This is a genomic window from Pseudooceanicola sp. (assembly GCF_029213205.1).
In the GTDB taxonomy this organism is placed as follows: Bacteria; Pseudomonadota; Alphaproteobacteria; order Rhodobacterales; family Rhodobacteraceae; genus Pseudooceanicola.
Genome location: NZ_JARGNH010000008.1, coordinates 4,046 through 17,616, shown reverse-complemented (window position 1 = coordinate 17,616; position 13,571 = coordinate 4,046). Strand labels below are relative to the sequence as shown.

10 protein-coding genes and 2 tRNA genes are annotated in these 13,571 nt (G+C 60.8%); 8 read left to right on the top strand and 4 right to left on the bottom strand.

Annotated features, from left to right (window positions below; all coding sequences use genetic code 11):
- Position 1 precedes the first annotated feature (1 nt).
- Both P1U48_RS08295 and fabI read right to left on the bottom strand, forming a co-directional pair.
- The gene (locus P1U48_RS08295; RefSeq protein ID WP_301068478.1) at positions 2-598 is read right to left on the bottom strand and encodes a LysE family transporter; all 597 of its coding nucleotides are present in this window, start codon (positions 596-598) and stop codon (positions 2-4) included.
- Between the two features lie 7 nt (positions 599-605).
- On the bottom strand, positions 606-1,412 hold the full coding sequence (gene fabI / locus P1U48_RS08290) for an enoyl-ACP reductase FabI (RefSeq protein ID WP_301068477.1): 807 nt from the start codon (positions 1,410-1,412) through the stop codon (positions 606-608).
- Positions 1,413-1,499: 87 nt separating this feature from the next.
- On the opposite strand from fabI, the gene pdxH reads away from it, so the two are divergent.
- The 6 genes from pdxH to P1U48_RS08260 all read left to right on the top strand — a co-directional run bounded on the left by pdxH (position 1,500) and on the right by P1U48_RS08260 (position 8,561).
- A complete protein-coding gene (gene pdxH, locus P1U48_RS08285) occupies positions 1,500-2,105 on the top strand; it encodes a pyridoxamine 5'-phosphate oxidase (protein WP_301068476.1) in 606 nt (201 codons plus the stop codon).
- Positions 2,106-2,236: 131 nt separating this feature from the next.
- Complete coding sequence (locus tag P1U48_RS08280) at positions 2,237-2,788, top strand: cold shock protein (protein ID WP_301068475.1); 552 nt, start codon at positions 2,237-2,239, stop codon at positions 2,786-2,788.
- Complete coding sequence (locus P1U48_RS08275) at positions 2,785-3,249, top strand: DUF192 domain-containing protein (protein ID WP_301068474.1); 465 nt, start codon at positions 2,785-2,787, stop codon at positions 3,247-3,249. The genes P1U48_RS08280 and P1U48_RS08275 overlap by 4 nt, the downstream gene beginning before the upstream one ends.
- Before the next feature lie 43 nt (positions 3,250-3,292).
- Positions 3,293-3,369: transfer RNA gene (locus P1U48_RS08270), tRNA-Pro, on the top strand.
- An 887-nt stretch (positions 3,370-4,256) separates the two neighbouring features.
- Positions 4,257-7,940 carry a vitamin B12-dependent ribonucleotide reductase gene (locus tag P1U48_RS08265; protein WP_301068473.1) on the top strand — a complete coding sequence of 1,228 codons (3,684 nt, stop codon included), beginning with the start codon at positions 4,257-4,259 and terminating at the stop codon, positions 7,938-7,940.
- A gap of 12 nt (positions 7,941-7,952) precedes the next feature.
- The gene (locus tag P1U48_RS08260) at positions 7,953-8,561 is read left to right on the top strand and encodes a hypothetical protein (protein ID WP_301068472.1); all 609 of its coding nucleotides are present in this window, start codon (positions 7,953-7,955) and stop codon (positions 8,559-8,561) included.
- Positions 8,562-8,796: 235 nt separating this feature from the next.
- Here the strand turns inward: P1U48_RS08260 and P1U48_RS08255 are convergent, their stop codons facing one another.
- Both P1U48_RS08255 and P1U48_RS08250 read right to left on the bottom strand, forming a co-directional pair.
- Complete coding sequence (locus P1U48_RS08255; protein ID WP_301068471.1) at positions 8,797-9,261, bottom strand: disulfide bond formation protein B; 465 nt, start codon at positions 9,259-9,261, stop codon at positions 8,797-8,799.
- A complete protein-coding gene (locus P1U48_RS08250) occupies positions 9,258-9,836 on the bottom strand; it encodes a YqaA family protein (RefSeq protein ID WP_301068470.1) in 579 nt (192 codons plus the stop codon). The genes P1U48_RS08255 and P1U48_RS08250 overlap by 4 nt, the downstream gene beginning before the upstream one ends.
- A gap of 142 nt (positions 9,837-9,978) precedes the next feature.
- Between P1U48_RS08250 and P1U48_RS08245 the strand changes: the two genes are divergently transcribed.
- Positions 9,979-10,062 (top strand) — tRNA-Leu (locus P1U48_RS08245).
- A gap of 928 nt (positions 10,063-10,990) precedes the next feature.
- Positions 10,991-13,571: Ig-like domain-containing protein (locus P1U48_RS08240; RefSeq protein ID WP_301068469.1), on the top strand; the 2,581-nt coding region annotated here is incomplete at its 3' end.

Below are 13,571 nucleotides of genomic sequence, written 5' to 3'. Positions count from 1 at the left end.
GTCAGACCGCGACGCGCAAGGCGAGCGCGCCAAGGACCAGCGCGGCGCAGCGATCAAAGACACGTTTCATCCGCACGTAGGCGGCGCGCGCGGGCTGGGTGGTCAGCATCAGAACCGCGCCGCCATAATACAGCAGTTCGAGCAGCAAGTGATTGCCAAGTACCAGAACGGCCTCACCGCCTTGCGGCATCGCCGGGAAAACCGTGGTGAATATAGCCGCAACAAAAATCACCGCCTTGGGGTTGGCAAAGTTGGTCAGCAGGCCCAGCCGAAACGGCGATCTGCCACCCGATGTCGTCATTGCAACCGGTTGATCTGCCTGCCGCCAGAGCGTGATGGCCAGCCAGATCAGATAGGCCGCGCCACCGATCTTGAGCACGGCAAAGGCCCAGGGAACCAGCGTGAACACCGCCGTCAGCCCGACAATCGCCAGGGCGCTCCAGCTGACTGCGGCCAGAGCGAGGCCCACCGCGCAGCCCAGCCCGGCGGCGCGGCCTCGTGCCAGCGCCGTGCGCAGGATCGTCAGGAAGGCTGGCCCCGGAGAGATCAGCGCGCCGAGAATTGCGATATTGAAAGCGATGAGATGCGCGGCTTGCATCCTGTCCTCAGCTTTTGTCGATATCCGGGGCGTCGACCGCCTTCATGCCCACCACGTGATAGCCGGCATCGACATGCAGGTTTTCACCGGTGGTGCCGGAGCCGAGATCGGAGAGCAGGTAGAGCGCGGCCTTGCCGACCTCTTCCTGAGTCACATTGCGGCGCAGGGGGGAATTCAGCTCGTTCCATTTCAGGATATAGCGGAAATCGCCAATGCCGCTGGCCGCCAGGGTCTTGATCGGCCCGGCCGAGATCGCATTCACCCGGATGCCGTCCTTGCCCAGATCCTCGGCCAGATATTTCACCGAAGCCTCAAGCGCTGCCTTGGCGATGCCCATCACATTGTAATGCGGCATCACCTGTTCGGCGCCGTAATAGGTGAGGGTCAGCATCGACCCGCCAGGCCCCATCAGCCGTTCCGCCCGCTTTGCGACGGCGGTAAAGGAATAGACCGAGACATCCATCGTCATCGTGAAATTGGCGCGGCTGGTGTCGATGTAGCGGCCGCGCAATTCGCTCTTGTCGGAAAAGCCGATGGCGTGGACGATGAAATCCAGACCGCCCCAGGCCTCTTCCACGCCCTTGAAGCAGGCGTCGATCGAGGCCTCGTCGCCAACGTCGCAATCAAACAGTTTGGTAACGCCGAGCTGTGCGGCCAGAGGCTCTACACGTTTGCGGAACGGATCGCCGACATAAGAGAACGCCAGCTCGGCCCCAGCATCGGCGCAGGCCTGCGCAATGCCCCAGGCGATCGACTTGTCATTGGCCAAGCCCATAATAAGGCCGCGCTTGCCCGCCAGCAGGTTGTTTGACATCTTGCGCTCCCGACCCAATCTTGCATCTGTGCAAGTCCTTTAGGCGATTGGTGAAGGGTCATCAAGGGCGCGGGATAAGGTGAGGCTATGAGCGACAGAAGCGGTATTTTCCAAGGCAACGATCCTTTTGTCATCGCCCGGCGCTGGTTGGCCGAGGCCGAAGCGGTCGAGATCAACGATGCCAATGCCATCGCACTGGCCAGTGTCGACAGCGACGGGCTGCCGAATGTGCGCATGGTTTTGCTGAAAGAGATCGAGGCAAATGCCTTTGTCTTTTATACAAATTACCGCAGTGCCAAGGCGGAAGAGGTCGAGGGTGCGGGCAAGGCGGCCTTTGTGATGCATTGGAAATCCCTGCGCCGCCAGATCCGGGTGCGGGGCAATGTCAGCCGCGAGGATGGGGCGCAGGCGGACGCCTATTATGCCTCGCGCTCGCTGAAGTCGCGGCTCGGCGCCTGGGCCTCGGCGCAGTCGCAACCGCTAAGCTCGCGCGCGGCGCTGATGGCCGAAGTGGCCAAGGTGACGGCAGCCAAGGGCGCCAACCCGCCGCGCCCGCCCTTTTGGGGGGGGTATCGCATCGACCCGGTCGAGATCGAATTCTGGGCCGATGGCGCGTTTCGCCTGCATGACCGGTTTCGCTGGACCCGGGCCAGCAGCGCGGCCGCGTGGCAGATCGCGCGCCTGTCCCCATGAAGTCGCTGCGCGGCATTGCGCCGTGAGTGCCGCAGCGCGGGCGGGTTGACGGTTGCCCCGGTTCGAAGGACACTCATGTGCGATTGGCCCATCGGGCCCGACTGATTTTTCGGGACAGGAGCGGCAGAGCGGTGCAAGCGGGCACTTTCGATCAGGAGCTCGAGTTCAATGCAGGTGTGGTGAAGTGGTTTGATGCCACGCGCGGCTTTGGCTTTGTTCTGGCCGACAATGGCGGGCCTGACATTCTGCTGCACGCCAATGTGCTGCGCAATTTCGGCCAGGGATCGGTGGTCGAGGGCGCGCGGGTGGCGATGATGGTGCAGCGCAGCCCCCGAGGCGTGCAGGCCGCCGAGGTGCTGTCGATTGCGCCGCCAGCTGGCACCAGCCCGATGACACTGGAGCTGTTCGAAGAATTCGACGCCTCCGATATCGCCAGCGTGCCGCTGCAACCGGCGCGGGTGAAATGGTTCGACAAGAACAAGGGATTCGGATTTGCCAATGCCTTTGGCTGTGCGACCGATATCTTTGTCCATATCGAGGTGCTGCGCGCCTCGGGCCTGGCGGATCTGGCGCCGGGCGAGGCGGTGGGGCTGAGGGCGCTGCCGGGGGCGCGTGGTCTGATCGCGGTGGAGATTCGGCATTGGCTGGACACCGGGGTTGCGGATTCGGATACGCCGGAATGAGGGTGCTGATTGCCGCGTTCGCCTGTTGGCTGGCCGCCGCTGCGGCCTGGGCCGAGTGTCGCGAGGATGTTGCCGAATTGCGCGGGCCCTGGGGGCAGGCGCGGTTCCGGGTTGAGCTGGCGATGACCCCGGAGGCGCGCATGCAGGGGCTGATGTTCCGCGAATCGATGTCCGCTGGCGCGGGGATGCTGTTCATCTATCCGCAGCCGCAGCCGCGGATCGGGTTCTGGATGAAAAACACCCTGATTCCGCTGGATATCCTGTTCTTTGACGCCAGCGGCACCCTGCGCGCCCGGCATCTGATGGCGGTGCCCGGCGACCTGACCCATCTCGATGGCGGCAGCGATATTCAATATGTGCTCGAGGTCGCCGGTGGGGTGGCCCGTGACATGGGAATCAACCTCGGCACCCAGCTGCGCCACCCGATGATTGACCCGGATCGGGCCGCTTGGTCCTGTTAGGGCTTTTCAATCGGCGCGGCTGCGGGTAATTACCGCTTCGGTTCGGGGCGTAGCGCAGCCTGGTAGCGCATCTGTTTTGGGAACAGAGGGCCGGGAGTTCGAATCTCTCCGCCCCGACCATTTCTTTCAGTACCAAGCCGATTGCCTTGGGCGGATGCCCGGTGACTCGTTTGCGGGTTTGCCCTGCCTATGGCTCCGCCCGTTAGATGATGTGCGATGGCAATCTTCTGCTCTGCCCATGGTTCCATAAATAAACTGATGGGCGAGGGGGGAAAGCCACGCGCCGTTTTTCGAAACGGAGCCGCTGCGGCGTTCGTGCTGCGGCGTTTGTAGTGTGGGGATGTCAGCCCAGGCGGCGACCTGATCCACCCGCTGATCTGCGTGCTGTGATCGCGCCCATCCCAAGGCCGGGGGCGGGGGTCTTGCTGTCCAATACCGGGCGTCAGGAGGTGAGCGCCAGCTGCGGTGATCGAATCGCGACCCACTAGATGTTGTGTCGCCAGCGGCCGCGGATACATTTTGTGGGGATAAAATTCACACGTCGCCGCGCCAAATCGGCAACGCTGCGGACCCTGCTCCGACGTTTGTTACAATTGTGACCTGAGGGGCACATTTAGTGGCGCCACAAATCCGAAAGCGAAAATATAGACATTGCAGGCGCTTATCCGCCGAGGGAAACTCTGCAACCGAAGCGCGACTCTGCCGGGTCCGCGTCAAGTCAAAAAAATCCCTAAAATGGGCAACTGAATTGTTGACCGCAGTATGCAATCCGCTCCAAATTGTATGGGTCGGCGGGACAGCCACTAGATATGGTAGTCCAAAAAGATCGGCAGGGGACAGTCAAGCGATACAACTTTGGTCCGCAAGCACGGATCACGGCGCGTGAATACGCGCTGCGCCAAGCCCCCTGTCTGTTTGATCGACAAGAAAAAAACATCCGGCCCGGCAAACGCCGGGACAGGCGACGGGCCGGGAATGACGCGACAAGATCATGGGGCTGTTTCGCAATGAAAATCGAACGCAAATACACCAAGGCTGGCCGGGACGCTTATGCGGATCTCGACTTTGTCACCACCACTTCGGAAATCCGTAACCCGGATGGCACGGTCGTTTTCAAGAACGACTCGGTCGAAGTGCCAGGCAGCTGGAGCCAGGTCGCCAGCGACGTGATCGCGCAGAAATATTTCCGCAAGGCTGGGGTGCCCAGCAAGCTCAAGAAAGTCCGCGAAAAGGACGTGCCGGAATTCCTGTGGCGCTCGGTCCCGGCCAGTGCGACCACCGCCACCGGCGGCGAAACCTCGTCCAAGCAGGTGTTTGACCGGCTGGCGGGGGCCTGGGCCTATTGGGGCTGGAAGGGGGGCTATTTCAGCACCGAAGCCGACGCCCGCGCCTATTATGACGAGATGCGCTATATGCTGGCCAGCCAGCGCGGTGCCCCGAACTCTCCGCAATGGTTCAACACCGGCCTGCATTGGGCCTATGGCATCGATGGCCCCGGTCAGGGCCATTACTATGTCGATTTCCAATCCGGCGAGCTGACCAAATCGGCCAGCGCCTATGAACATCCGCAGCCACATGCCTGTTTCATCCAATCGGTCGCTGACGATCTGGTCGGCGATGGCGGTATCATGGACCTCTGGGTGCGTGAGGCGCGGCTGTTCAAATACGGGTCCGGCACCGGCACCAACTTCTCCAGCCTGCGGGCGGACGGGGAATCGTTGTCGGGTGGCGGCAAATCCTCCGGGCTGATGGGCTTTCTCAAGATCGGCGACCGGGCGGCCGGCGCGATCAAATCCGGCGGCACCACCCGGCGCGCCGCCAAGATGGTGATCGTCGATTCCGACCACCCGGATATCGAGGAATTCATCAACTGGAAGGTGAAGGAAGAGCAAAAGGTCGCCAGCCTGGTTGCCGGCTCGAAAATGCACGAGCGCCAGCTGAACGAGATCTTTGCCGCGATCCGCAGCTTTGACGGATCTGAGGCGGGGGCCTATGACCCGGCTGAGAACCCGAGCCTGAAAAAGGCGATCCGCGAGGCCAAGCGCAACGCGATCCCCGAGACCTATATCAAGCGGGTGCTGGATTACGCCAAGCAGGGCTATACCAGCATCGAATTCCCGACCTATGACACCGATTGGGATTCTGAGGCCTATGCCAGCGTGTCGGGCCAGAACTCAAACAACTCCGTTCGGGTCACGGATGCCTTTCTGAAGGCGGTCAAGGATGACAAGCCCTGGGAGCTGATCCGCCGCACTGACGGCAAGGTCTCCAAGACCGTCAAGGCGCGCGAGCTCTGGGAACAGATCGGCCACGCCGCCTGGGCCTGTGCCGATCCCGGCATCCAGTATCACGACACCGTCAATGCCTGGCACACTTGCCCGGAAGACGGGGCGATCCGCGGTTCGAATCCCTGTTCGGAATATATGTTCCTGGACGACACCGCCTGTAACCTGGCGTCGATGAACCTGCTGACCTTCCTCAAGGACGGCAAGTTTCAGGCCGAGGATTACGTCCACGCCACCCGTCTGTGGACCATCACCCTGGAAATCAGCGTCACCATGGCGCAGTTCCCGTCCAAGGAAATCGCGCAGCGGTCCTATGATTTCCGCACCCTGGGCCTTGGCTATGCCAATATCGGCGGCCTGCTGATGAACATGGGTCATGGCTATGACAGCGATGAGGGCCGGGCACTCTGCGGGGCGCTGACCGCGATCATGACCGGGGTCTCTTATGCCACCTCGGCCGAGATGGCCGGCGAGCTGGGCGCGTTTTCGGCCTATAAGCGCAACTCCAAGCATATGCTGCGGGTGATCCGGAATCACCGCAACGCCGCCTATGGCGCGACCGAAGGCTACGACGAGTTGGCGATCAAACCGGTGGCTCTGGATCATGGCAATTGCCCGGACCCGACGCTGGTCGATCTGGCGATGTCGGCCTGGGACGAGGCGCTGAGCCTCGGTCAGAAACACGGCTATCGCAACGCTCAGGCCACTGTGATTGCCCCCACCGGTACCATCGGGCTGGTGATGGATTGCGACACCACCGGGATCGAACCGGACTTCGCCCTGGTCAAGTTCAAGAAACTGGCCGGCGGTGGCTATTGGAAGATCATCAACCGCAGCGTGCCGTCCGCGTTGGAGGGGATGGGCTATGCCTCGACCCAGATCGAAGAGATCATTTCCTACGCCGTCGGCAATGGCACCCTGGCAGACGCGCCCGGCATCAACCACGCGGCGTTGGTCGGCCATGGGTTCGGACCCGAGGAGATCGAGAAGGTCGAAGCGGCGCTGGCCTCGGCCTTTGATATCCGCTTTGTCTTTAACCAATGGACCCTGGGCGCGGATTTCTGTTCCGGCGCGCTGGGCATTCCGGCGGACAAGCTGAACGATCCCACCTTTGATCTGCTGAAACACCTCGGTTTCAGCAAGAAGGATGTCGATCTGGCCAATGACTACGTCTGCGGCACCATGACCCTGGAAGGCGCGCCGCATCTGAAAGAAGAGCACCTCAAGGTGTTTGACTGCGCCAATCCCTGCGGCAAGAAAGGCAAACGCTTCCTGAACACCGACAGCCACATCACCATGATGGCCGCGGCGCAATCCTTCATCTCGGGCGCGATTTCCAAGACCATCAACATGCCCAACAACGCCACCATCGAGGATTGCCAGAAGGCTTACGAGCTGTCCTGGTCCCTCGGCGTCAAAGCCAACGCGCTCTACCGCGACGGCTCCAAACTGAGCCAGCCGCTGGCCTCGGCGCTGGTCGAAGACGACGACGAAGCTGCCGAAATCCTGGAAACCGGCAACGCCCATGAAAAGGCCGCGGTGCTGGCCGAAAAGGTGATCGAAAAGGTCGTGGTCCGCGAAATCACCCGCAGCCATCGCGAAAAGATGCCGCAACGCCGCAAGGGCTATACCCAAAAGGCGGCCGTCGGCGGGCACAAGGTCTATCTGCGCACCGGCGAATACGAGAACGGCAATCTCGGCGAAATCTTTATCGACATGCACAAGGAAGGCGCTGGCTTCCGGGCGATGATGAACAACTTTGCCATCGCGGTGTCGGTTGGCCTGCAATATGGGGTACCGCTCGAGGAATTCGTCGACGCCTTCACCTTTACCAAATTCGAACCCGCCGGGATGGTGCAGGGCAACGACAGCATCAAGAACGCCACCTCGATCCTGGACTACATTTTCCGGGAACTGGCGGTGTCCTACCTCGACCGCACCGATCTGGCGCATGTGAAACCCGAGGGCGAAAGCTTTGACTCGATCGGGCACGGCGCGTCCAACGAAGGCGTGTCGAACCTGAGCGAGATCAGCGACAACGCCGCCCGCGCCTCGCTCGACGTGCTGCGTCAGGTCAGCTCGACCGGTTATCTGCGCAAGCGGCTGCCGCAAGAACTGGTGGTGCTGCAAGGCGGGCAGATGATGGGCGCAACCGCGTTTGGGTCATCCGATCCGGTTTCGGCGCTGCAAACCCTGGTGCCGGAAACCGCGATGGCGGCCGCCTCCGGCCGGAGCAGCGGCGCCACGGCGATGGCCAGCGGCACGATCTCGCTGGATGCGCGCAGCCAGGCTCGGATGCAGGGCTATGAGGGCGAGGCGTGTGGCGAATGCGGCAACTACACCCTGGTGCGCAACGGCACCTGCATGAAGTGCAACACCTGCGGCGGCACCTCCGGGTGTAGCTGAGGAGCGGCTACTATGAAGAAAAGGCTTCAAATCACAACAAGGCGCACAGCCAAAATATTCGAGCAGATGCTCGCCATTCGACGTGTAGCTTATGCTGATGATGAGTTCTTCCGAATGGATGAATTCTGGGAAGACTTGTGCGCCGACAGTGATAAATGGTCGATCAAGAGGTATCGTTCCGACACGGTTGAGGACTACAAGCGAAAAGCCGGTGTGATCGCATTTGAGGATCGGGTTACGCTGATCGCAGATGAGAGGTTGATGGAGAACGCTAGGCGAGGTTGTCCCTTTTCAAACTTCATTCTTGCGCATGAAGCGGGGCACTTGGGACTCGATCATCATGCCAAGAGTGGCGTCATTAAAAATTTTCAATTGTTTGCGGGACCGAATGGGATGTCGAATTTACCCCCGACGGTTGAGGAACTGGAGGCCAACTACGCTGCAGTCTTCTTGCAGTGCGGAGTCGCGTTGATTGATAAAAGATGGGAACCAATGCAACTCGCTCGCAGGGCATACTGCGAGGTACGATCAGTCAAGAAGGCGCAAAGGCTGGTCCAACTCGAGGTGTTCCAGCGCGAACTGAACAGACCAAAGCCAAAATCACAACGCGTCATACTATAGAGGACAAAGCTATGCTGTTGAGGACTATTCGATCGCGGGCGGTGTCGCAAAAGCAAGGCTATGATGAGGTCGAAGTCGGCGGCGGCACCTCTGGGTGTAACTGAACGAAACTGGGGGGCAGCTTCGGCGGCCTCTCCGAATTCCGGATCAGACGACAGGCAGAAACCGGGCGGTATCGAACAAGGGTCTGATCCGACACTCCAGGGGCGCCAGATGGCGCCCCCTTTTTGTCGCCTCAGCCGCGCCGGGCGGCGGCGATCCAGATCAGCGCCAGGACCAGCGACAGCACCATGTTCAGATTGGCCATGGTGACACCCAGCATCTGCCAGGCAATATCATCGCACATCACCAAGCCGACCGGGCCGTCAGTGGACAGCAGATCGGACCCAGACAGGCTGCCGATCCCGTCACCGTTTCCGGTGCAGGAACTCGGCCCGGCCCAGAATTTCCGCTCGACCCCGGAATGATAAAGGCCGATGGCGGCGGTGCTCAGCGCCGCCAGCGCCCCGAGCCAGGCCAGCGCCCGGTTGTTCAGCGCTAGGGCCAGGGCGCCGATACCAATCGCGGCAATATGCGGATAGCGCTGCCAGAAGCACATCTTGCAGGGCGCGAAGCCGCCCAGATACTGGAACGCCAGCGCGCCAAGCAGCAATGCGGCGGAACCGGCAGAGGCCAGCAGAACCAGTTTTCGAAAGCTCACAGATACCTCACCAGAAAGAACCCACCGACGAGGATGACAAAGAATGCGGTAGAGACAAGAGCCATGCGACGTTCGATGAAGTCACGAATGGGTGTGCCGAATTTCCACAGCAGGGCGGCGATCACGAAAAACCGCAAGGCGCGGGCGACGATGGCGGTGGCCAGGAACAGGCCCAGCGGCATCGCGGTCCAGCCCGACATGATGGTGATCACCTTGAACGGGAAGGGGGTGATCCCGGCGCCCAGCACCGCCCAGAATCCGTAATCGTTGAATTTGGTGCTGAATTCTTCCATCGAACCGGCCTTGCCCAGGCTTTCCAGCACCGGCTGCCCGATCGATTCAAACGCGAACATGCCGATGCCATAGCCCAGCAGCCCGCCGAGGATCGAGGCCAAGGTGGCGATCCCGGCAATCAACCAGGCGCGCGAGGGGCGGGCGAGGATCATCGGCACCATCATCACATCCGGCGGGATCGGAAACACCGAGCTTTCGATAAAGGCGATCAAGGCAAGCGCCCAGAGCGCGCGCGGATGGTCTGCCATCCGCATGGTCCAATCGTATAGCCGTCGCAACATCGCCCCACCTTTTTCTGGATTTCTCGCCTTGTCCGACCGATCACGGGTCCGGTCAAGGCAACAATGCCGCGCCTGCCGATGCCGGATCGTGGATTTTTGGGCTTTTCTGCCACCGGCGAAGCGATTAATGCTGTGCCCGGTTGCCCAAGTGGCGGAATGGTAGACGCAGGGGATTCAAAATCCCCCGCCGCGAGGCGTGCCGGTTCGAGTCCGGCCTTGGGTACCAATCCCTCTCTTTGCTGAGAGGGGCCAACCTCCTTTTGTCAGCGCTGTCCGCAGGCGGTCTGCAGAACCGCCGCACCCCCGGGCCGGGGGTGGGCAAGGCCGTTTGGTCGAACTCAATCAACTCAACTTGATTCGGATGCGATTCGCCGTTGAGACAGATCGAGCTATCCTGAATTTGCATCAATTCTCGATCTTGGCCCCGATTGGTTCCGGTTCGAGAACACCCATTCGCGCTCGCATTAACCACCTGTGAGGACATTGAGGCACAGTCCAATTCCGTGGCTTTGTTTCCGGTTTGGAAACCGACTTGTGGATAACCGCCGTTGGAACGGGGTGGCGATTCAATTTCTTGTCGAAAATCCGGATCAGGCCACAAAATCCGCGCCCCGATCTGGAAACAATCCACAGATTTGCCCGGACCCAGGCCTCTGAGAATGTGGTTACAACACAGGGGTTTGGCCCCTCACATGCCCCCTTTCCACCGTTTTCCACTTTGTTCGCTGAACCCCAACTAGTAAACCAATGTTGCCCGACTGGGGGGCGCATGACTGCTGGCCATGGGGCGGCCACCCGTTAGTGATGCATCCGGATGGATGTGAGACCTGCCGATTGGACAGGCGTCTGGTTCCTTGGGGGAACTGGCCGGTGTTCGATTGCTTGCTGGGCCGTATGGCCCGGAGGCCCGGTATTGCAGGTTTCACCTATCAAGGTCGTTCACTCTCGGTTTTTGAAATTTCCGGTGTCGCGGTTGGCGATCCGGGGCCGCAACATCGGATGGATCAAGCTGGTCCTGAAGGCATAGAGGGTAAAAAGATATGACGTTCTTTTTTCTGAAACATGGCTGCAAGAGCCACGACAACACTTCAGATCCAGACACTGGGTCCGTTCGCGACGGTATCGTCTCGGGAACCTCAGGTAATGACACGATCATGGCGGGCTACACCGACCATGACGGCGACAAGATCGACAGCAATGACGCGATCCTGCCCGGCGAGACTGGCAATGACGACATCGTCGATGCGGGCGCTGGTGATGACTCGATCGCCTCGCTGCTCGGCAATGACGAAGTTTACGCAGGCGGCGGTTCGGACACCGTGGCTGGCGGCGCCGGCAACGACATCATCTATGGTGACAGTTCGCTCGACACCGTGACCGCATCCAGCGGCACCGAAGTCTTCGAATGGGACAAACTGCCCGATCCGAATTCCAGCGGCAGCATCGACGACAATGACCCGCTCTCCGGCGTCTTGATCCAGGACACCGGCAAGGTCAACGTGACCTTTGAAACGATCAGCACCAGCGACACCCCGAGCACCACCTTTTCCACCGATGAGCAAAAGGTGCATTCGATCGAGACCGGCACTCTGCCCGGCGCCGATAGCAGTTCGTCTCTGGAGTCGCACCTGGACTCGAACGGTGAAAGCGCCACCTACCGCTGGAGCTTTTCGCAGAACGTGAATGACGTGTCGTTCCGTATCAACGACATCGACTATGATTCCAAGGTCACCATCCAGGCGTTCGATTCACACGGCAACCCGGTGCAGATCACCACCACCATCGGTTCCGAAATCAACGGCAACGATCTGGACGGCTCGGATGGGTCGATCACCGTCGAAGCCTGCCCCGACTCGTCGGGCAGCGACACCGATCCGAACAACTCGGCTCTGGTGCATATCACTGGCGATATCGCTTACTTCACGGTTTCCCACACCCAGGCCGGGTCGGAAATCTCGCAAGTGAACATCACCGACATCTATTTCGATCCGATCGCTGCGGCGGCGGACGACGAGGGCAATGATTCCCTCGACGGCGAAGATGGCAATGACATCATCTTTGGCGAAGGCGGCGACGACACGCTGCTGGGCGGCACGGGGAACGACACGCTGTTCGGCGATTATGGCGTCGATGGCGGGGCCACCAGCACCACCCGCGAGAGCTTTGAATGGGACAAGGCACCCGATTACAAAGGCAATGCGCCGGCGGATGACGGTGACAAGCTGGCCGGGTTCACCCAGGACACCGGCAATGTCGATGTGAAATTCTCGTTCACCACCAACGAAAGCCCGTCGACCAAGTTTTCGACCGACCAACAAGCTGTGGACGGCGTTGTCGGCGACAGCGCTACGGTGGATGCGAACTCCTCGCTGGAATCGCACCTGGACAGCAACAACGAGAGCGCCAGCTACAAGTGGGAATTCTCGGACGAGGTCTCCAACGTTTCGTTCCGCGTCAACGATGCGGATTACGACTCCAAGGTTGTCGTCACCGCTTATGATGCGGCAGGCAACCCGACGACGGTTGTCGCCACGATCGGCAGCGAACTGAACGGCAATGACCTGAACGGCGCTGACGGGCAAGTCACCTTTGAAGCGCAATCCGGTGCCTCCGGCTACGACACCTCGCTGGAAAACTCGGCCCTGATCAATATCGCGGGTCCGGTGTCTTACTTCACCGTCGAGCATATTCAGAACGGCAGCCACGCGTCGGAAATCAACATCACCGACATCTTCTACGACACGTCGAGCGAAGCGGTGTCGAAAGGCAACGAGGGCAACGATTACATCGACGGCGAAGACGGCGATGACGTTCTATACGGCGAACAGGGTGACGACACCCTGATCGGCGGCGAAGGCGCGGATTCGGCCATCGGTGGCGACGACCAGGATTTGTTCATCGGCGGCAACGTCGGTGACTTCGTGGACGGCTCCGAAGGCGGTGTCGACAACGACACGCTCGACCTGTCCACCTCTGGCCCGCTCTCGGTCGTCTATGACAATGACAACCCGGAAAACGGCACCGTCACCTTCTTTGACGGCGCCGGCGCAGCCACCGGCACGATGCGGTTCATCAACATCGAGAACGTGATCCTGCCGACCGACGAAGCGCCGATTGTCGTGGATGAGACCGCGACGATCGACGAAGACACCACGCTGGAAAACTTTGACATCCTGACCAATGATGTCGATCCCGAAGGCGCGCCGGTGTCGCTTGTTGGCACCCCGCTGGCACAGCATGGCACCGTCACGGTGAACCCGGATGGCACCATCAACTATACGCCGGACGCCGATTACAATGGCTCGGACACGATCACCTACGTCGTGAGCGATCCGGGTGGCAACACCTCGACCGGCACTGTGACCGTCACCGTGAACCCGGTTGATGACGCACCGGTGGCCAACCCCGATACGGCGACGACCGACGAAGACACCCCGGTCGAAAACATCGACGTTCTGGGCAATGACACCGATCCCGATGGTCAGACGCTGTCGATCCAAGGCACCCCGACCGCCGATCACGGAACCGTCACGGTGAACCCGGATGGCACCCTGAACTACACGCCCGACGCCGATTACAATGGCGCGGACACCATCACCTATGTGGTCACCGACCCCGACGGGAACACCGACACCGGCACCGTTGCCGTGACTGTGAACCCGGCGGACGACGCGCCCACCGCCAACCCCGATACGGCGACGACCGACGAAGACACCCCGGTCGAAAACATCGACG